We start from the raw sequence: 17,665 nt of genomic DNA, 5'->3' as shown, positions 1-17,665 counted from the left end.
GACCGGCCGACCGTGAACCCAGGCTATATGCCGGGAAATCCAAGGGGCACCCCTGAGGGCGGTCGGTGGCCAGGGGCCGGCACAGGGGTCCCGAGGTGCCGCCGACCCGCGCCAGTGGCCCGTCGCCCTGGAGTCCTGCTCTGCGGTGTGCGGTTCGGCGCGCGGCGCTTCGTGAGGGCCCGGCTCTTCTACGGTCCCGTGCTCGGGAATGCGGCGAACAGGTCCTCCTCGCGGCCGGAGGGGCCGCTGGGGCCGGGCTCCCCCTGGGCGAGCTGGTAGTACTCGGTTGCCGAGAGCGGCTGGGCCAGGTTGTTGGAGAGGGCGAAGAACGGGTCCGCCACGGTGATCTGGGTGGCGTGGGCGGCCATGGCCGCGCGCTTCCGGTCCAGGTGTGCGCTGCCGTCGACGACTGTGGTCACGGCGTCGTCCTCGACCACGCGCGGGATGTCGTGGTGGCCCGCGGCGGCGGGGAAGGGTGCGTTCGCGCCGGCGGTGTGCAGGGCTGCGGCGCAGGCGTCGACGACCGAGCGGGGCACGCAGTTCCAGTAGATCTTGGCGATGCCGTGCGGCGTGCCGGACTCCGGGCGGTAGGCCGGGTCGGCGGCGAGCGCGGCGGCCCGCATGGCGACCCGATGGGCCTGGATGTGGTCGGGGTGCCGGTAGCCCCCGTCCGGGTCGTAGGTCACGAGGACCTGCGGCCGGATCTCGCGGATGACCTCGACCAGGTGCGCGGCGGCCTCGTCGGGGTCGGCCTGCCAGAACGAGTCGGGGCGGTCGTTCCCGGGGGAACCCATCATCCCCGAGTCGCGGTAGCGGCCGGGTCCGCCGAGGAAGCGGTGGTCCGTCACGCCCAGCTCGCGCAGGGCGGCCGCGATCTCCTGGGCCCGGTGGGGGCCCAGACGGTCCTCGCGGTCGGAGGTCAGGTGGGCCAGGTCCGGCCCGATGACCTCGCCCTCCTCGCCCAGGGTGCAGGTGATCAGGGTGACCGTGGCTCCCTCCGCGGCGTAACGGGCCATGGTGGCGCCGTTGGCTATTGACTCGTCGTCAGGATGGGCGTGCACGAGGAGTATCCGGCTGCCTGACCGGGTGGGGGTGCCGGTCGCGGTGGTGGGCTGGGTCGTCATGTCGGGGGAGCCTACCCTTCCCGTCCGCGCCCGGCGGTCCCCATCGGTGCTCGGACGAAAGCAGCCGGTGACTGTCTGAATTCCGACGATTCACTGCAGTTATCCGGTATTCGACGCCTCGACTCACCGTATTGCGGAACTTGGAGCCCTGCGGTCGCTTGGCCTGCACAGGGCGAACGGCGAGAGTCTTCTGCAGTCGTGATCACAGTCGCTCAGGACAGGGCGCGGCGGCTCGCGGACGCTGACCGCTCTGCGAGTCGGCCCGCTGGGCGGCCGGTGACGGGGAATCCGAGATTTAAGGGGCGTTCGTGGCTGAGACGTTGGGGTCGACGCAGATCTGGCTCGGTCCGCAGGGGGCGGCGAACGCCGAGGTCACCTGGGCCGCCGGCCGCATCACGCGCGGCGACGCGGCGGTGCACCGTGACCTCGGCGAGGTGCCGAGCGGCGCGCCGTACGTGGTGCCGGCGCTGCCGGTGGAGGTGCACTGTCACGGCCTGGGGCCGATCGACTTCTCGAACTTCGCCGAGATCGACCTCCACGAGCTGGACAAGGTCGCCTCGGACGAGGGCCTGCTCTGCATCCCGACCCTCTACCTGCGGCGCGAACGGCTCGACGCCTTCGTCGAGTTCATGCGCGGCTACGCGGCGCTCCGGGCCGACGGGCAGCTGCCGTTCGTGCCGGCCGTCGCGCTCGAGGGCCCGCTGGTGGCCAGCTTCGGCGGCACCCCGGCGAACGCCGTGTGGGCTCCGTCGAAGGAGGAGTGGGAGAAGCTGGCGAGCTGTGGCGAGCTCGGCCTGGTCTACATCATGCTGTCGCCGGACGCGCTGCAGTCCAGCTCCTACCTGGCGGAGCAGTTCACGCCGGACCACCCCTCGCTGGAGTGGATCGTCACCCGGCTGGTCGAGAGCGGGGTCCGGCCGGCGCTCGGCCACTTCGCCAAGGAGGACCCGCAGCTGGGTGCCGACTGCGTGGAGGTGGTGCTGGGCGCGGCGGAGGCCGCCGACTGCCCGCACAACGGCGTGCGCGTGGTGACCGACCACCTGTTCAACGAGATGCCGCTGCTCATCAAGCACGCCTTCCGGACCCGCAAGGCCCAGGCCGAGCGGGAGGCCCTGCTGGCGAGCTACGACCTGCCCTCCTGGAACCTGGCGGACCTGCACGAGCAGGTCGGGCCCGTTCCTGCCGCGATCATGCGCGGCGCGCACGCCGGCCGCATCGCGGCCTGCCTCAACTTCGACGGCGAGCACGTCGACTACGCCATCGCCAAGCGGGCGATCGAGATCGTCGGCCCGCAGAACATGATGCTGATGACCGACCGCAGCGACACCGCCCGACTGGCCGGCCAGGACCTGCACCTGGAGCCGGGCTCCCAGCTCTGGTACCAGGAGAAGGGTGTCGTCGCGGCCGGCACGATGCCGATCGACAAGCAGATCGCGAACGTCCGCGAGCTCGGGGTCGGTGAGCACGACATCTGGCGGCTGGTCGCGTTCACGGCCTACCGCACCTTCTTCCCCGAGATCGACCTGGGAGCGGCCACCGTCGGCCTCGGGTCGCTCGTGACCGCGGACCGCCGGCGCATCGCCCTCATGTGAGTCCGCGTCGCCCTCAGGTGAGTTCGCGTCGCCATCGATTCTCGAACGAGGTACTGCCATGACCACGGCGCCCCTGCACGACATCCCCCGGCACGTCCTGGAGGCGGTGACACGTTCACCGGCCAAGGCCGCCCTCTACGGGGTGGACAACTACTTCCGGGAAGGCTGCTGGACCTTCGGCGAGCAGCTGGAGGACGTCCTCGGAGTCACCCTGTGCGTGCTGAAGCCCGAGGCGGCGGCCGGTCGGCGCTACCGGGTCGCGTTCCAGGCGCTCGCCGACAACGGCTTCCACCCGGTGGACGTGCTGCGCTTCCGACACGACCGGCTGACGATCAGGGAGACCTGGCGCTACCAGTTCAACTTCGCCGCCCGCGAGCGGATCGACGCGATGGATCTGGTGCTGCCGACCATCGATTCCGTCCTGCTGGTGGTGAAGGACTCGCAGTGGCGGCCGGGACGGGTGCCGGCCTCGGTGCGGCTGACGGCGCTGAAGGGGCCGTCCGCGCCGGAGCTGCGCCGTCCGGAGCACCTGCGGCGACGGCTGGGCGCGGTCAACGGCCTGTTCAACTTCATGCACACGTCGGACGAACCGATCGACGTGATCCGGGAGTTGTCCATCCTCGCCGGACCCCGGCGCCGGGACGTGGTGCGCGACCGGATCCGGGCCGGGTACGACGCGCGGGCCGAGGCGGAGGCCGCCTTCGACGACCTGGAGGCGCAGACGCCGGCCCATGACCTGGAGCTGGAGAAGAGCTGGGAGCGGTTGACCGAGTCGACCGCCCCCGCCGGCGAGCTGGCCAGGATCCGGGCCAAGGGCGGCGAGATCGCCCTGGCGGACGTGCTGGCGGCGACCCGGTCGGCCTTCGCCGATCCGGCGGACCACTGGGACCTGCTGTCGGTCACCACGCACACGATCGAGTTCAACACTCCCGGGATCCAGCGGATCTTCCCCAACGTCATGCTCGACTCCTGGCAGGGGAGCGAAGGCGGTGAGCCCGCGTGAGCACCTTCGCCGCGCCGAGCATCTGCATCTGCTTCGCGGTGGGCGAGGACGAGATCGTCGACTGGATCAGGCGCGGTGCGACGAGCGTCGACGAGATCGGTGCGAGCTGTCTGGCCGGCCAGGGGTGCGGCGACTGCCGCGGCCTGCTGGAGGAACTGTTGGCGGACTTCGCGACGGAGGCCCGCCCTGACCAGCATTGATGGATCGCCGCAGGTCGGCGCGGTGCCGGGCGGCGCTCCCGAGGGCTTCGCCCGGTTCTGGGCGGACACCCTCGCGGAGGCCGAACGGCACCCGTTGGAGCCGGAGTTCACCCCGGAGCGGACTCCGGCGGCCGGGGTGACGGTCTTCGACACCTCGTTCGCCGGTTCGCGCGGCCACCGGATCCGGGCGTGGCTGGTCCTGCCGCGCTGGCGGGACGAGCCGGTGCCGTGCGTGGTCCAGTTCCTCGGTTACGGCGAGGGGCGCGGCCACGTGCTGGACTGGCTGCTGTGGCCCGCCGTCGGCTACGCCACCCTCGTGGTGGACACCCGCGGGCAGGGCGGCAGCAACCTGAAGCCGGGGGCGACTCCGGATCCGGTCGGGCTGACCGTGCCGCAGATCCCGGGTTTCGTGACCCGGGGCGTGCTCGACCGGCACGACTACTACTACCGCGACGCGTACGTGGACGCCGCCAGGGCGGTCGACGCGGCCCGGCTGCACCCCGGAGTCGACGGCGCCAGGGTCGCCGTCGCCGGTTGCAGTCAGGGTGGCCAACTCGCGCTGGCCGCAGCGGCGTTGAACCCGCACACGGCGGCTGCGCTGGTCGAGTCGCCGTTCCTGAGCGCGGTGGTCGATCCGGCGAAACTGCCCGATCAGCAGCCGTACCGCGAGCTGCTGCGGTTCTGCCACTACTACCCGGACCTGGCCGGTCGGGCGCTCGCCACGATCGCCTGGTTCGACGCCGCGACCATGGCCGAGCACGCGCACTGCCCGGCCCTGTTCGCGGTCGGCGGGCGGGACAACCGCTGCCCGCCGGCCACCTGCCATGCCGCCTACGAGCGCTACGCAGGTCCCAAGTCCCTCCGGGTCTGGCCGTTCGCCGGACACGCGGAGCCCAACCCGTACCAGCGCTTGGCCGAGGTGGAGTTCCTGGCGCAGAGCCTGGCCACCCCCCGACCAGTCGTGCCCGCTTTCCGGCAGGAGAGGTAAGACGTGATCCTCGCCCAGGTTCCGCCCGTGGACCAGCTCACCGAGATCCCACCGACGGTTCGGCAGGAGGTCACCCGGTCGCCGCTGAAGGCCGATCTCTACGCGCTGGACAGCTACTTCCGCGAGGGCTGTTGGACCTTCGCCGACGAGCTGCCGGACATGCTCGGCGTGGCGTTGTGCATGCTGAAGTCGGAGGCGACCGCGGGGCGCCGGCTCCGCAGCGCGCTCGACGCGCTCGCCGACACCGGATTCCGTCCCCTCGACGTGGTGCGCTTCCGGCACAACCGGCAGACCATCCGCGAGGTCTGGCGCTACCAGTTCAACATCGCCACGCGGGACCGGGTCGAGGCGATGGACGCCGTGCTCCCCAGCACCGACACGGTCTGCCTGGTCCTGTGGGACGAGCAGTGGACGCCCGACCGCGTGCCGGCCGCCGTCCGGCTCAACTCCCTCAAGGGCCCGGCCGATCCCTCGCTGCGTCGCCCCGAGCACCTGCGCCACCGGCTGGGTGTCGTCAACGGGCTGTTCAACTTCCTGCACATCTCCGACGAGCCGGTGGACGTCATCCGCGAGATCGCGGTGCTCTGCGACGAGCCGCGGCGCGAGCTCATGCGCGAGCGGATCCGGTCGCGCCACGACGCCCGGCCCGAGGTCCTCGCCATCTTCGACGACCTGGAACGGCTGCACCCGGAGCACGACTTCGACCTCGGCAACAGCTGGCAGCGGCTGGCCCGGGTGCCCGGCCCGGCCGGCGACCTGGCCCGACGGCAGGCGGCCGGAGCGGACGTCGGCATCGCGGAGGTGCTCGCGGTGGCCCCGGACGTCCCGCTGGACGCGCCGTACCGCTGGGACCTGCTGACCGTGATCACCCACCTGCTGGAGGACATGAACCTCCCCGGTGTCGACCCCGCCGTGCCCAACGTCGACGTCGAGTGGCAGGGGCAGCGATGACCCTTCGGTTCGGGATCGTCGACGGCTACTCGACCGGGCGCTTCCTGGTCGCCCAGCTCCGCGACTACGGCGCCGAGTGCGTCCACGTCTCCAGCCAGCCCGACATGCCGGCCTACTTCAGCGCGGCCCACGACCCGTCGAACTACGTCGAGGACCTCGGCCACGACCCGGACCCGCGCCGGGTGGCCGGCCGGCTCCGTGACCTGGGGGTCGCGACCGTGCTGCCCGGCACCGAGTCGGGGGTCCTGCTGGCCGACGAGCTGACCGGCCTGCTGGGCACGCCCGGCCACGATCCGGCGACCAGCGAGGCCCGGCGCTGCAAGCCGCTCATGGCCACGACCCTCCTCGAGGCGGGCGTGCGGGCCCCGCTCGGCCTGCGGGTGGACTCACCCGGGCAGGCCCGGCAGTGGTGCGTCGACCGCGGGATCACCGACGCCGTCGTGAAGCCGGTGGACAGCGCGGGCTCGGACAACGTCCACTTCTGCCGCACCCCCGACGAGGTGGCCGAGGCCGCCGAGCAGGTGCTGAGCGCCCGCAACCTCTACGGGGCGCGGAACATCACGGCCCTGGTCCAGGAGCGGGTGTTCGGCCCGGAGTTCTACGCCAACAGCGTCTCCCTCGACGGCGAGCACAAGATCGCCGAGCTGTGGCGGTACACCAAGCGGGTCGGGGACGGGATGTCCCCGGTGTACGACTACGAGGAGCCCGTCCCGGTGGGCTCCGCGGAGTACCGGCAGGTGGTCGACCACGTCCGCCGGGCGCTGACCGCGCTCGGGATCGGCAACGGCGCCGCGCACACCGAGGTGATCCTCACCGCGGACGGCCCCGTACTGATCGAGACCGGGGCCCGGCTGGGCGGCGCGACGCTGCCGTGGCTGGTCGAGAAGTACTGCGGGGTGTCGCAGACCCGGCTGCTGGCGATGTCGCTCGTCGATCCCGCCGCCTTCCGCTCCTTCGACGACACCCGGGTCGCGTGGTCCGAGTACGTCCGCAACGTCTCGTTCATCAACCCGGTCGCGGGCGAGGTCCGGTCGCAGGCCTGGCGGACGGAGCTCGAGGCGCTCGTCAGCTGCTCGGCGGTGGTGTCCGGGGTGGGCGTCGGGCACCGGCTGCCGGTCACGACCAGTCTGACGTCCTCCCCGGGCTTCGCCTACCTCGCGTCCTCCGACGCGGCGGACGTGCACCGCGACTACGGGGCGCTCCGGGAGCGTGAGGAGCAGGGCCTGTACCTGAACTGACGCTCCGGCAAGATCCGCGGTTCATTCGATCGAAAGGAATCACCCCATGGCCTTCGAGGCACCGTCACTCACGCTCAAGTACGGCACCGGCCGTGAGGCGTCCGCCGAGGGACGCGAGGCCCTGCTCAAGGGCCGGCTCGCCGAACTCCAGCTGCCCACGGCGGCGGACGTCCACGCGAAGTACCCGGCCTTCGCCGACGCCACCAGCGTCTTCGTCAGCGGCTCGCTGATCTGGGGCTGGGCGCACGCCAACAGCGACCTCGACCTCTACGTCATCTCCAAGGAGCCGTTCGTCGCCGGCCCCGGCATGGAGACCTTCGAGCGGCACATCTCCACCGCCGACCCGCTGATCTGGATCACCCTGGGCGAGTTCGGCCCGTTCCGCACCGACATCGAGATCTGGCGCGAGGAGCAGGTCGACGAGATCATCGGCCGCTTCGCCAACGGCGTGCCGAACCAGGAGATGCCGGAGATCGGCATGTCCGAGCACGACATGCTGCACCGGCTGGCCAGCGGCGCCCCGATCGCCGGCGACGACTGGTTCAACTCCCGCCGTGACGCCATCCGCGCGTCGTCCTTCAGCGCCTGGCTGGCGGAGGCCAAGAAGCTGGACGCCGAGGGCTTCCTCGAGGACGTGGCCGGTCTGCTCGCCTCCAACGACGAGCACGCCGCGGTCATCGCGGCGCGGGAGGCGTTCAACCGCAGCCTCGCCGGCCTGCTCGCCCTGTACGGAGAGTACGGCGTCTCGCCGAAGTGGATGTTCAAGCGCGTGCTGGCCGCCCAGCCCACGGAGATCAGCAAGGACGAGGCCTGGGAGCTGCTCACCATGAAGGGCTGTCACGAGGCGCCCGCCAAGTGGGCGGAGCACGCCGCCGCGGTGGCGACCCGCCTGCTCATCGGCATCGAGGAGAAGACGGCATGATCGAGCAGAACTGGATCCCCAAGCGGACGACCGGCCTGTTCACCCGACGGTCGGACACCGGCACCCTGATCGAGACCTACCACGACGCCTACGAGACCAACCAGGTCGGCGCGTTCATCTGGTCCCAGTGCGGTGTCGGCCTGAGCGTCGAGGAGATCGTCGCGCGCACGGCCGAGAAGTACGAGGCCGGACTCGACGAGGTGCGCGACTCGGTCGTCGGCTTCGTCACGGATCTCCGCGCGAAGGGCTTCCTGGAGTGACCGGGCGGCTGAGGTCCTTCTTCTCGCTGTTGGGTTGGTGGGACGTCCTCGCCACCCCGGGTACCTCGCGGATCCTGGGTGTCAACGGTCTGGTCGACGCGGCGGGCATGGGCCTGAGCGTGATCTGCCTGCCGTTCTACTTGGTGCAGGTCGAGGGCCTCAGCAACGCCCAGCTGGCCGTGGTCCTCACGGCCGGTGGCATCACCGAAATGCTGGCGGCGGTACCGGCCGGCGCCCTCGCCGGCCGGTTCGGCATCGGACCGTACTCGGTGCTGAGCCGGATCGGCCGGGCCGCCGTCTACCTGGGGCTGGTCCTGGTCCACGACTTCGTGTCGCTGCTGCTGCTCACCGTGCTCCTCGGTGCGCTGCGGGCGGGCAGCAACGGCCTGATGCAGAGCCTGGTCGGCGTGGTGATCCCCGGCGACAGCCGGACGGGCATGTTCGCGGCGATCCGCGCGCTGCGCAACATCGGGTACCTGGTGGCGGGCAGCGTGGGCGCGCTGCTGCTCAGCTCCGGATCCGGGACAGCGGTGCGTGCCGGTCTGCTGGTCAACGCGGCCACCTTCGCGGTGGGCGCGGTCCTGATGTACGCGGTCAGGGTGAAGTCGGTGGCGCCGGAGGAGTCGAGGAAGACCGACTGGTCGGTCCTGCGCGACTTCAACTACCTCGGGCTGATCGCCTCCTCCGCGGTCTTCACCAGCTCGATCCTCGTCCTCAGCGTGGCTCTGCCGCTCTGGGTGCTGCGGACCGGCGACATTCCCAAGTGGACCGTGGGCGTCGTCGTCATCATCAACACCGCCCTGGTCATCGTGCTCCAGCACTGGTGCTCACAGGTGGCCAGGACCGTCGCCGGCAGCCTGCGGGCGCTCCGGATCGCGATGATCGGCTTCGTCGCGATGGTCGGGCTCTTCTGCGTCTCGGCGCTGCACAGCGCCGCGCTGGCGACGGTGGCCGTCCTGCTGGCCGGTGCCATGCTCACCGTGGGCGAGCTGTTCGAGGGCCCGGCCTGGTGGACGATCAGCTACGAACTGGCCCCGCCGGAGCGCAACAAGCAGTACCTGGCCGCGTTCGACCTCAACATGGCGGCGGTCAACGTGGCCGGACCGGTGCTCTGTGTCGCGATGATCCAGGCGGGCTGGCTCGGTTGGCTGGTGTACGGCGCGCTGCTCGTCGCCGCGACCGCGCTGGCCCACCGGCTGGTCGCGGTGCGCACCCGCCGGACGGCCCCCGCCACCGTCGAGACCGGGGTGGCCGTATGAGCGGTGACGCCGGGCAGGCCGCCGACGCGGTCCTGCTGACCGTCAACCTCGGTGTCGAGCGGACCGGCTGGTGGACGTACGGCCTCGGCCGCAGCGGTATCGACAAGCAGCCGGTGGACCGCCGGGTGACCGCGGTCCGCGACGGACTCGTCGGCGACCTCATCGTCAACACCAAGGCCCACGGCGGTCCGGACAAGGCCGTGTACGCCTTCGCCTCCGAGGACGGTGCCTTCTGGGCGAAGGAACTGGACCGGGAGATCGCCCCCGGGAACTTCGGGGAGAACCTCACGCTGCGCGGCGTGGACGTCACCAACGCCGAGATCGGCGAACGCTGGCGGATCGGTACCGCGCTGTTCGAGGTCATCCGGCCACGCAAGCCCTGCCGGGTGTTCGCCGGCTTCTGGGACGTGCCGGACCTGGTCAAACGCTTCATCGCGCACGGAGCGCCCGGCGCCTACCTGCGGGTGCTGGAGGAGGGCACGGTCGGTGCCGGCGACCGGGTCGAGATCGTCCACCGGCCCGGGCACGGCATCACGGTCAACCTCATGCTGCGGGCCATCACCACCGAACCCGAGCTGTTTCCACGAATGCTGGAAGCGCCCGAAATGCTGCCGAAGATCCAGGAGAAGGCGCGGCGGTGGATCGCCGCCCGTCAAGAACAGAAGGAGCGTGCAGAGATATGAGCACTGACAGCTCGCCGCTGATCGACCCGGCCAGGCTGGCCGCGCTCGACTGGAACGACATGGCCGTGCTGAACGAGCAGCTCGACGAACTGCTCGAGGAGCTCGCGACCTCTCCCACCTGGCTCAACGACGCCTTCGACCACGTGCTGGCCACCCCCGACCTGCTGGTCCAGAGCGAGCGGCTGCAGGAGCTCGACCGGGTCGTCCTGGTGAACGACGAGGCGAGCGGTGTCCGGGTCCGGCTCCACGTCTTCCGCCAGCGGTTCTTCGACCGCCCGCACAACCACCGGTGGAGCTTCGGCACCCGGATCCTGGCCGGCAGCTACCGCCACTACATCTTCGGCGACTACCCGGACCTGTCCCCGGACACCGACGCCCGCAAGCTCACCCCCCCGCTGGTCCGCGTGGAGACGCCGGGCACCGGCTACGTCCTGCGGCACACCCTGGTGCACTCGGTCGGCGCGGTCCCCGAGACCACCTCGCTGATCGTGCGCGGGCCGGCCGAGAAGGACCGGTTCGTGGTGATGAACCGGGACACGGGCGAGGCGTGGTGGCAGTACGCCCACACCGTGGAGGACCCCGAGGTGATCCGGAACCGCCGGCTCGGCGCGGACAAGGTCAACGACATCCGTGACCTGCTCAAGCGGCAGGGCGTCGTCACGTGACCTTCGGTCCGCCCGTCGAGCTCGTCATCTTCGACTGCGACGGGGTCCTCGTCGACACCGAGCGCATCGCGGTCCGTACCCACGTGGCCCTGGGCGCCGAGTACGGCTGGCCGATGACCCCGCACGAGGTGATCGAGGAGTTCGTGGGGCGTTCGACCGCGTCGATCGCCGAGAAGATCGCGGCCCGGCTCGGCAGCACGACCGCCGAGGCCTGGGACGAGCGCTTCCGCGAGCTGCACCGGGTGGCGGTCGACGAGGAACTGGAGGCCGTGGACGGCGTGGTCGAGGCCCTGGACGCCATCGACCTGCCGTGCTGCGTCGCCTCCAGCGGCAGCCACCCGAAGATGCGGCACACCCTGGGGCGGACCGGCCTGTACGACCGTTTCGAGGGCCGCATCTTCAGCGCCGGCGAGGTCGAGCGGGGCAAGCCCGCACCCGACCTGTTCCTCCACGCGGCCGACCGGATGGGGGTGCTCCCGCAGCGGTGCGCCGTCGTGGAGGACAGCCGGCCCGGCGTCCTGGCCGCCCGGGCGGCGGGCATGCGTGCCTTCGGCTACGCGGGCGGGGTCACCCCCGCCGAGCGGCTGGAGGGCCCGGGAACCGTGGTCTTCACGGCGATGAGCGCGCTGCCGGCCCTGCTCGGCACCCGGGCGCCCGTACCGCCCCCCGTACACCACAGCTAGGGAGACCGTGGACATGGCACTGGAGATCGAGCGGAAGTTCCTCGTCGAGGGGGAGCATCCGGCCCCGGGCGGGGAGCCGCGGTCCATCGCGCAGGGCTATCTCACCGCCCCCACGGACGGCACCGAGGTCCGGCTGCGGCGCATCGGCGGCAAGCACGTGCTCGGCCTCAAGCGCGGCTCGGGGCTGGTGCGCACCGAGTTGGAGACGGAGATCGGCGAGGAGAACTTCGCCGTGCTCTGGCCCGCGACCGAGGGCGCACGGGTCGTGAAGGACCGGTACACCGTCGCCCTGGGTGAGCACACCGCCTATCTGGACCTCTACACCGAGGCCCTGGCCGGACTGCGCACCGTCGAGGTCGAGTTCGCTTCCGAGGCGCAGGCACGGGACTTCCGGCCGCCGGCCTGGTTCGGCCGTGAGGTGACCGACGACAAGGCGTTCAAGAACCAGAGCCTGGCGGTGCACGGGCTCCCCGCAGATGAAATGAGGAACGCTCAGTGAACTCCCCGTCGATGAAGCAGGACCAGCTGCTGGCGCTGCGCAGCCTGTCGAGCCTGCAGCCGCGGCTCAGCCTGGAGGAGTCGGTGACGGTCATCGACGCCGTCGGCGGCGTCGCGGCGGCCGCCTTCCTGGAGCTGCTGCGCATGCGCTCCCTGGTGATGCGCCGGCTCGCGCCGTTCGAGTCCACGCACCCCGAGGTCCGCGCGTGCATGGCCGCGATGCGCCCCAAGGCGGACAGCATCCGGCACATGCACGCGGTGCTCGACGAGAACCTCGCGCGGCTCGACCGGATCGGCCGGGAGGCGGGGATCGAGCTGTTCGGCGGAAAGGGGCTCGGCGCCCGGGCCAGCTACGCCGACAAGTCGGTGCGCGACTTCAGCGACCTCGACATCTTCGTGCGCACCCGGGCCGACGCCACTCGGCTCGTCCAGGCGCTGCGGGACGGCTTCGGCTACGTCTACCTGGACCGTGAGCTGCCCTGGTTCAAGTTCGACCCGCAGGACGGCCTGCTCTACGGGCAGTTCCCGCTGGTCGCGCCCGAGGGCGGCACCGATCTGCTCAACGTGGACATCCACTTCGGCGACTACTCGGTGCGGCACGCCAGCCGGCTGGGGCTCACGCCCACGCTCCCGGCGTACGGGCCCGGGCTGCACACCGTCCCGGTCGAGGAGAACCTGGCGTGCGTGGTCAACAACGCGGCCGGCGACTTCTTCGTGACCGGGAAGGACACCAACGACCTGCTGATGGCGCTCTCCCAGCCGGAGCTGGACGTCGAACGCCTGACGCTGCGGCTGAAGCAGGCCGGCCTGGAGGCGTTCTTCGGGTCCATCTGCGCGGAGCTGAAGGCCTCGTCCGCCCTGACCGAGGAGCAGGGGGACCGGCTGAGCCGGCTTCCGGCCGTCGAGAGCTGGGAACCGGCCCCGCAGCCCGACCGGCCGGACTGGGAGCAGCGCTGCCTGGCGACCGTGGTGCACACCTTCAACGCGTACGAGGAGCGGGGCAAGCTGACGGCGCTCAGCATCGCGATGAACGCCTATGACTACTACCGCACGCCGCTCGCCCTGGCGCTCGCGGACGACCGCTCGACGGTGACCGCGCCGATCGAGCTGAACCCGTGGACCTGCGTCCGGCTGGTGCCGGTGGAGTTCGCCCAGCGGCTCCTGGACGGGACCGCGCCGGCGGCGGAGACCGAGGTCGCGGCGGCGGCGGAACAGCGCCACGTCATCGCGGACGACCCCGACGTGGAGCGGGTCGACCTGCCGACCGGCACCTTCGTCCGGATCGCCGACGAGGTGTTCGTGGCCACCGTCTCCTACGAGCTGTCCCCCTCGGTCATCGCCCGCACGGCCCGCGAGCAGGCAGCGCTCAGGTGATCGATCTCACCGGTCCGCCGCGGCCGTGGCCGGAGGCACTCGTGACCCGCTTCGGCGAGTCCGTGGCCGACGCCCTGGCCGCGGCGGACCGCTGGAACACGCCGTCGGCCTTCGGGGACCGCGCCCTGCTCGACCGGCTCGGCGAGCTCTTCGACGCCCCGGAGGGCCGGACCCTGGTCACGGGCGGGGTGCGCTCCTTCGCCACCGCCTGGAGCGGGCGCACCGGGACGGCGGTGGTGGAGCAGCCGAGCTTCTCCGAGATCCCGGAGATCCTGGCCGCGGCCGGACCCGTCCGGCGTGCGCCGTGGCGGCGGCTGCCGGAGATCGTCGGGGAGCTGACGGAGCCGGCCACCGTGTGGCTGACGACCCCCGCGCGGAACCCGGACGGCAGATCGCTCGACGAGCGGCAGCTCGACGCCCTCGCGGCGCTCGCGGGAGCGGGCCATCAGGTGGTGCTGAACCAGGTCTACCGCTGGTTCGTGGAACCCGGGCCGGTCCCCGAGGGGATCTGGACCGTGACCTCCCTGGCGAAGCTGTGCGGCGGTGGGAGCCGGCTGGGTTGGGCGGTCATGCCGGCGGCCGAACCGCCGGAGGCCTCCTTGCGCGCGTGCGCACCGGGCACGGTGTGGCAGCGGGCCTGGGCGGGCTTCCTGAACCGGCGCGTGGTCGCGGACCTGCGCTCCGCGTGCATCGAGCCGACGGTCGACGCACGCCGGGCCTTCGAGACGGCGACGGCCGGGCTGCTCGGCTGGGAGTTCCACGGTGACGGCCTCTCGCTGGCCCTGGAGTGCCCGACGCCGGAGGCCGCGTCGGGGCGGCACCCGGGAGCGCGCACCGAGGGCGAACTGCTCGCCCTGCTCGCCGAGGCGGGCGTGTCCGCATCACCCGGTGCTGCGTTCGCCATGCCGACGGCCTCGGTGCGACTGGCCTTCTCCGGTGTCGCGGTCGCGCAGGCGCGCGACGCGGCCGAACGGATCGCCCGGCTGGTCGACAGGGCCGGCCCGTGCCTGCGGCCCTGTCCGGACGGGCTCTAGCCGACCAACATCCACGGAGGCGTACGTATGGAATCATTCGCTGACCAGTTCATCGGGCTGCTCCCGCGGTACGCCGGGGGCCGGGCTCCCGGGTGCGACGCGGCCGGCGAGGGGCTGTACTCCCGGCTCGCCGACGAGTCGGTGGCGGTCTTCGAGGTCCATGGTGACGGGACGCTCGGGAAGGGCGGCGAGAGCGCCTGTCCTGCCGTGGTTCCCGGCATCTGGTGCGACGGAGCGCCACTGGGCTCGGTCGGCACCGGCACCGAGGAGTTGCTGCGGGGCTTCCACGACCGGCTCGTCCCGCACGGCGTGCTGTTCGTGGGAATCCGTCAGGACGCGACGGTCGAGCCGCTGCTCGACCGGGTCGGATTCGATCTGGCCGGCAGGTTCCCCGGCGCGGGCGGCGTGGAGTACCTCCTGGGCACCAAGCGGGCCGGTTGCTGTTCCGGCGCCCGCCGGGTGCTGTACGACCGGAGCGGCTTCCTCGATTGACGTCCCCGGCGGCCGGCTGTCGACCCCTCGTGTGTCGACAGCCGGCCGGGCACGGGTCCGCGCCACCGTCCGGTTCCGGTACGGGCGCCTACTCCGGCGGAGCGGTCCAGGTCTGGTCGGTCACGCCGTCCGGGGACAGGTCACTTGTCGTGTAGTCCTCGCGGGCGAGGATGTATCCCAGTTGCAGCCGGTTGGCCGCGCCGAGGTCCTGTTTGATCCGCTGGATGTGTGCCTGGAGTGAGCGGGAGCTGATGCCGAGTCGGCGCGCGATTGCGGCATCCGAGTAGCCGCGCACCAGAAGCCTTTTGATCGAGGACCGGAGGTCCGGGAGAACCTCCAACGCCGCCTGGGCCGAATGGTTGGGCACGAATGGATAGCCGGAAGCCCGGTCCCAGGCCCGGTCGAAGCTGTCGACCAGGAAGGCGACCAGCGCGGGATGGGTGATCCTCAGTGCGCGACTGCGGTTGGGTGAGGACGGGACGAAGGCCACGCGACCATCGAAGATCAGCAGCCGGTCGAAGAACTCGCCCAGGGTCCGGACCTCGACGCCGAGGTCGGAGACCGCTCTGACGTATTCCTTGGTGGCTTCGTCGAACCGGGCGGTGTGCTGGTAGAGCGTCCGCATTTTGACGCCGGCTCGAATGGGTTTCTCCACCGACGCCAAGGCTTCTTTCAGCGTCTCCGGGGGGCGGCGCCCGTCCGGCTGGGCCGTGAGCATTTCTCTTCGTACGGAATTCACCTCCGAGTTGATGGCCGATGCTATGTTGGACAGGCCTGAGATTTCCTCGCCCCAGTGCGTCGGAAGACCGTCCTGGCTGGAATTCCGAGTATTCTCCCGAGTCAGTTCCCGACTGAGCAGATCCGTCTTCTCGAGGGTGAGGACCGCAGTCTCCCGTAGCGAGTCGAGCAGATGGCTCAACTCTCCTACGATGGGGGATTCCAGTGCCTTCGGGACGATCTGCCCGAAATCGTAGCGAGTTCCGGAATAGTCGGCGTCGATTGAGCCCGGGGTGTGGGGTTGGCCCGTCCCCGCCGTTCGACATCGGGGATGGGGTGTCTGTTTTGTAGGGTTCTGCTCCATTGGGGGACCCCTCATGTCTCTGCTGTGCGAGATCTCGAACCATGGCAAGGGTTGGCCGTAATCGAGACCTCGGCAACAATGTTGCCCGCTGTTAATCGTACCGCTCCTCGACAAAATCGACCGTGCGGTGTAGCTGTAAGGGGGCATCATGACGCAAGCGGTATTCGCTGCGAACGGGCTTATTGCGAGGCGGGCTGTTCTGCTCGCGGCGGGCGCACTTCTGGCGCTCGGCTTCGCCGCCGTCACCACCGGTGAAGACGCCCCCCCTGCATCCGCCCGGCTGGTGGCCGACGTGGGCTGGAACACGGTCGAACCGTCCGCTCCCCAAATCAACTGACGTCGCGTCAACCGACGTGAAGCCGGACAGAAGCAAAGGATCTGACATGCCCGTTCCGAACCCGGTCCTGCACCTCGGCTGGGACCCGCGGCCGATCGGTGCGCTGCAGCGCGCGGGCGCCGAGGTGACCTGTGTCGTACCGGCGAAGGACGCTCCGGCGGTGCGTGCGGCAGGGGCCGCCGCCATCGTGGTGCCGGACCCGGGCAGCGTCGAGGACGTTCTCGCCGGCCTGGTTCGGAACTCGCTCAGCCCGTCGGACTTCGGCGCGGTCTGCAGCGCCAACGAGTTCTACCTGGTGCAGGCCGCGGCCCTGGCCGAGCTCGGCGGGGCCGTCGGCTCCGGCTCCCGGCAGATGCTGGCCATGCGGGACAAGTTCGTGCAGAAGGACCTGCTGCGCCGGGCGGACGTGCGCACGGCGGCGCACCTCCTCGTGGAGAGCCTCGAGCGACTGGACGTCACGACGGTCGAGTACCCCCAGGTGCTCAAGCCGCTGAACGCCGCAGGGGCCATGCACACGGTGGTCGTCCGGGACGCGGAGGAGCTCCGGCAGGTGATCGACGCGTCGCGGCAGAGCAGCGACGGACCCTGGCTCCTGGAGGAGTACGTCCCCGGCCGGGAGTTCTTCGTCGACGGTGTCGTCCGCGAAGGCCGGCTCCGGCTGTTCTCCCTCTCCCGGTACTTCCAGAACCTCATCGAGTGCCACGGTGGCGGAATCGTCGCCTACCACACCCTGCCGGAGTCGGAGGAACCCGAACTCCACGCCAGGACGCGGTCGTTGACCGAAGCCGCGTTCAAGGCGCTGCAGTTCGAGGACGGGGTGTTCCACCTGGAGGTCTTCTGGGACGGCTCCGAGGTGGTCTTCGGGGAGTGCGCGGCGCGGGTCGGCGGCGGTCGTGCGGACCGGGTCGTCGAGCTGACGTACGGCGTGAACCTCCACGACGAGTGGGCGCTGGCGGCGCTGGACCTGCCGTCGCGGATCGTCGACGAGCCGACGCCGACCGAGGAGAGCTACGGCGGCCTCAACCTGCGCTGCCCGCAAGGAACGGTGGTCTCGGCCCCGACCCTCGACGAGACCCTGGCCCGCCCGGGCGTCGTGGAGGCGGACATCTACGTCACCCCGGGCGCTGTGGCGCCGGACTTCAGCTCGGCCAGCCACATCCGTGCCGGACAGGCCGTCGTCAGCGGCGCGGACACCCGCGAGGTGGCCGAGCGGATCGCCGGCCTGAGCGCGTGGTTCCATGACAGCGTCCAGGTCGCTCCCACCGCCGACTGATCACGAGG

The 17,665-nt window shown here is 71.0% G+C and carries 20 protein-coding genes; 18 read left to right on the top strand and 2 right to left on the bottom strand.

Annotated elements, in window-relative coordinates:
* Positions 1 to 188: 188 nt before the first annotated feature.
* A complete protein-coding gene (mshB, locus tag ACZ52J_RS25925; protein WP_465622151.1) occupies positions 189 to 1,124 on the bottom strand; it encodes an N-acetyl-1-D-myo-inositol-2-amino-2-deoxy-alpha-D-glucopyranoside deacetylase in 936 nt (311 codons plus the stop codon).
* A 308-nt stretch (positions 1,125 to 1,432) separates the two neighbouring features.
* Here mshB and ACZ52J_RS25920 point away from each other — a divergent pair, with 308 nt between their 5' ends.
* The 16 genes from ACZ52J_RS25920 to ACZ52J_RS25845 are packed head-to-tail and all read left to right on the top strand — an operon-like array spanning position 1,433 to position 14,966.
* Positions 1,433 to 2,716, top strand: coding sequence for an amidohydrolase family protein (locus ACZ52J_RS25920; protein ID WP_360509192.1), 1,284 nt, complete (start codon positions 1,433 to 1,435; stop codon positions 2,714 to 2,716).
* Positions 2,717 to 2,774: 58 nt separating this feature from the next.
* Positions 2,775 to 3,719: a hypothetical protein gene (locus tag ACZ52J_RS25915; RefSeq protein ID WP_465622148.1), complete on the top strand. Its 945-nt coding sequence runs from the start codon at positions 2,775 to 2,777 to the stop codon at positions 3,717 to 3,719.
* Entirely contained in the window at positions 3,716 to 3,919 is a 204-nt protein-coding gene (locus tag ACZ52J_RS25910) for a (2Fe-2S)-binding protein (RefSeq protein WP_360509196.1), read from the top strand. The genes ACZ52J_RS25915 and ACZ52J_RS25910 overlap by 4 nt, the downstream gene beginning before the upstream one ends.
* A 22-nt stretch (positions 3,920 to 3,941) precedes the next feature.
* Positions 3,942 to 4,907 carry an acetylxylan esterase gene (locus ACZ52J_RS25905; protein ID WP_465622146.1) on the top strand — a complete coding sequence of 322 codons (966 nt, stop codon included), beginning with the start codon at positions 3,942 to 3,944 and terminating at the stop codon, positions 4,905 to 4,907.
* 3 nt (positions 4,908 to 4,910) lie between these two features.
* Positions 4,911 to 5,858 (top strand): hypothetical protein, encoded by a 948-nt coding sequence (locus ACZ52J_RS25900; RefSeq protein WP_360509199.1) that lies wholly within the window; start codon positions 4,911 to 4,913, stop codon positions 5,856 to 5,858.
* A complete protein-coding gene (locus ACZ52J_RS25895; protein ID WP_465622144.1) occupies positions 5,855 to 7,096 on the top strand; it encodes an ATP-grasp domain-containing protein in 1,242 nt (413 codons plus the stop codon). The genes ACZ52J_RS25900 and ACZ52J_RS25895 overlap by 4 nt, the downstream gene beginning before the upstream one ends.
* A gap of 46 nt (positions 7,097 to 7,142) precedes the next feature.
* Entirely contained in the window at positions 7,143 to 8,018 is an 876-nt protein-coding gene (locus ACZ52J_RS25890) for a hypothetical protein (RefSeq protein WP_360509203.1), read from the top strand.
* Complete coding sequence (locus tag ACZ52J_RS25885) at positions 8,015 to 8,278, top strand: PqqD family protein (protein ID WP_360509204.1); 264 nt, start codon at positions 8,015 to 8,017, stop codon at positions 8,276 to 8,278. Before ACZ52J_RS25890 ends, ACZ52J_RS25885 begins: the two co-directional genes overlap by 4 nt.
* A complete protein-coding gene (locus tag ACZ52J_RS25880) occupies positions 8,275 to 9,537 on the top strand; it encodes an MFS transporter (RefSeq protein WP_360509206.1) in 1,263 nt (420 codons plus the stop codon). The genes ACZ52J_RS25885 and ACZ52J_RS25880 overlap by 4 nt, the downstream gene beginning before the upstream one ends.
* Positions 9,534 to 10,220 (top strand): MOSC domain-containing protein, encoded by a 687-nt coding sequence (locus tag ACZ52J_RS25875; RefSeq protein ID WP_465622141.1) that lies wholly within the window; start codon positions 9,534 to 9,536, stop codon positions 10,218 to 10,220. Before ACZ52J_RS25880 ends, ACZ52J_RS25875 begins: the two co-directional genes overlap by 4 nt.
* Positions 10,217 to 10,885 (top strand): hypothetical protein, encoded by a 669-nt coding sequence (locus ACZ52J_RS25870; protein WP_360509210.1) that lies wholly within the window; start codon positions 10,217 to 10,219, stop codon positions 10,883 to 10,885. Before ACZ52J_RS25875 ends, ACZ52J_RS25870 begins: the two co-directional genes overlap by 4 nt.
* Positions 10,882 to 11,568: an HAD family hydrolase gene (locus ACZ52J_RS25865; RefSeq protein WP_465622139.1), complete on the top strand. Its 687-nt coding sequence runs from the start codon at positions 10,882 to 10,884 to the stop codon at positions 11,566 to 11,568. The genes ACZ52J_RS25870 and ACZ52J_RS25865 overlap by 4 nt, the downstream gene beginning before the upstream one ends.
* 13 nt (positions 11,569 to 11,581) lie before the next feature.
* A complete protein-coding gene (locus tag ACZ52J_RS25860; RefSeq protein ID WP_465622138.1) occupies positions 11,582 to 12,067 on the top strand; it encodes a CYTH domain-containing protein in 486 nt (161 codons plus the stop codon).
* Positions 12,064 to 13,440 carry a hypothetical protein gene (locus ACZ52J_RS25855; protein WP_465622136.1) on the top strand — a complete coding sequence of 459 codons (1,377 nt, stop codon included), beginning with the start codon at positions 12,064 to 12,066 and terminating at the stop codon, positions 13,438 to 13,440. Before ACZ52J_RS25860 ends, ACZ52J_RS25855 begins: the two co-directional genes overlap by 4 nt.
* A gap of 41 nt (positions 13,441 to 13,481) precedes the next feature.
* Complete coding sequence (locus ACZ52J_RS25850; protein WP_465622135.1) at positions 13,482 to 14,474, top strand: aminotransferase class I/II-fold pyridoxal phosphate-dependent enzyme; 993 nt, start codon at positions 13,482 to 13,484, stop codon at positions 14,472 to 14,474.
* Positions 14,475 to 14,501: 27 nt separating this feature from the next.
* Positions 14,502 to 14,966 (top strand): hypothetical protein, encoded by a 465-nt coding sequence (locus ACZ52J_RS25845; protein WP_465622134.1) that lies wholly within the window; start codon positions 14,502 to 14,504, stop codon positions 14,964 to 14,966.
* An 88-nt stretch (positions 14,967 to 15,054) separates the two neighbouring features.
* Here ACZ52J_RS25845 and ACZ52J_RS25840 read toward each other — a convergent pair whose 3' ends face one another.
* Positions 15,055 to 15,885, bottom strand: coding sequence for a helix-turn-helix transcriptional regulator (locus ACZ52J_RS25840; protein ID WP_465622132.1), 831 nt, complete (start codon positions 15,883 to 15,885; stop codon positions 15,055 to 15,057).
* Positions 15,886 to 16,195: 310 nt separating this feature from the next.
* On the opposite strand from ACZ52J_RS25840, the gene ACZ52J_RS25835 reads away from it, so the two are divergent.
* Both ACZ52J_RS25835 and ACZ52J_RS25830 read left to right on the top strand, forming a co-directional pair.
* The gene (locus ACZ52J_RS25835) at positions 16,196 to 16,384 is read left to right on the top strand and encodes a hypothetical protein (protein WP_465622130.1); all 189 of its coding nucleotides are present in this window, start codon (positions 16,196 to 16,198) and stop codon (positions 16,382 to 16,384) included.
* A 46-nt stretch (positions 16,385 to 16,430) separates the two neighbouring features.
* The gene (locus tag ACZ52J_RS25830; protein ID WP_465622128.1) at positions 16,431 to 17,657 is read left to right on the top strand and encodes an ATP-grasp domain-containing protein; all 1,227 of its coding nucleotides are present in this window, start codon (positions 16,431 to 16,433) and stop codon (positions 17,655 to 17,657) included.
* The last annotated feature ends 8 nt before the right edge of the window (positions 17,658 to 17,665 follow it).

Source organism: Kitasatospora sp. NPDC034035, assembly GCF_055575755.1.
The sequence above is the reverse complement of the archived record's forward strand: the minus strand, read 5'-3'. Positions and strand labels throughout refer to the sequence as shown.

What these genes read in the sequence shown, in the direction of transcription:
- ACZ52J_RS25875 (WP_465622141.1), top strand. Translation starts at nt 9,534, where the DNA reads ATGAGCGGTGACGCCGGGCAGGCCGCCGACGCGGTCCTGCTGACCGTC.
- ACZ52J_RS25915 (WP_465622148.1), top strand. Translation starts at nt 2,775, where the DNA reads ATGACCACGGCGCCCCTGCACGACATCCCCCGGCACGTCCTGGAGGCG.
- ACZ52J_RS25845 (WP_465622134.1), top strand. Translation starts at nt 14,502, where the DNA reads ATGGAATCATTCGCTGACCAGTTCATCGGGCTGCTCCCGCGGTACGCC.
- ACZ52J_RS25885 (WP_360509204.1), top strand. Translation starts at nt 8,015, where the DNA reads ATGATCGAGCAGAACTGGATCCCCAAGCGGACGACCGGCCTGTTCACC.
- ACZ52J_RS25870 (WP_360509210.1), top strand. Translation starts at nt 10,217, where the DNA reads ATGAGCACTGACAGCTCGCCGCTGATCGACCCGGCCAGGCTGGCCGCG.
- ACZ52J_RS25895 (WP_465622144.1), top strand. Translation starts at nt 5,855, where the DNA reads ATGACCCTTCGGTTCGGGATCGTCGACGGCTACTCGACCGGGCGCTTC.
- ACZ52J_RS25890 (WP_360509203.1), top strand. Translation starts at nt 7,143, where the DNA reads ATGGCCTTCGAGGCACCGTCACTCACGCTCAAGTACGGCACCGGCCGT.
- mshB (WP_465622151.1), bottom strand. Translation starts at nt 1,124, where the DNA reads ATGACGACCCAGCCCACCACCGCGACCGGCACCCCCACCCGGTCAGGC.
- ACZ52J_RS25830 (WP_465622128.1), top strand. Translation starts at nt 16,431, where the DNA reads ATGCCCGTTCCGAACCCGGTCCTGCACCTCGGCTGGGACCCGCGGCCG.
- ACZ52J_RS25835 (WP_465622130.1), top strand. Translation starts at nt 16,196, where the DNA reads ATGACGCAAGCGGTATTCGCTGCGAACGGGCTTATTGCGAGGCGGGCT.
- ACZ52J_RS25860 (WP_465622138.1), top strand. Translation starts at nt 11,582, where the DNA reads ATGGCACTGGAGATCGAGCGGAAGTTCCTCGTCGAGGGGGAGCATCCG.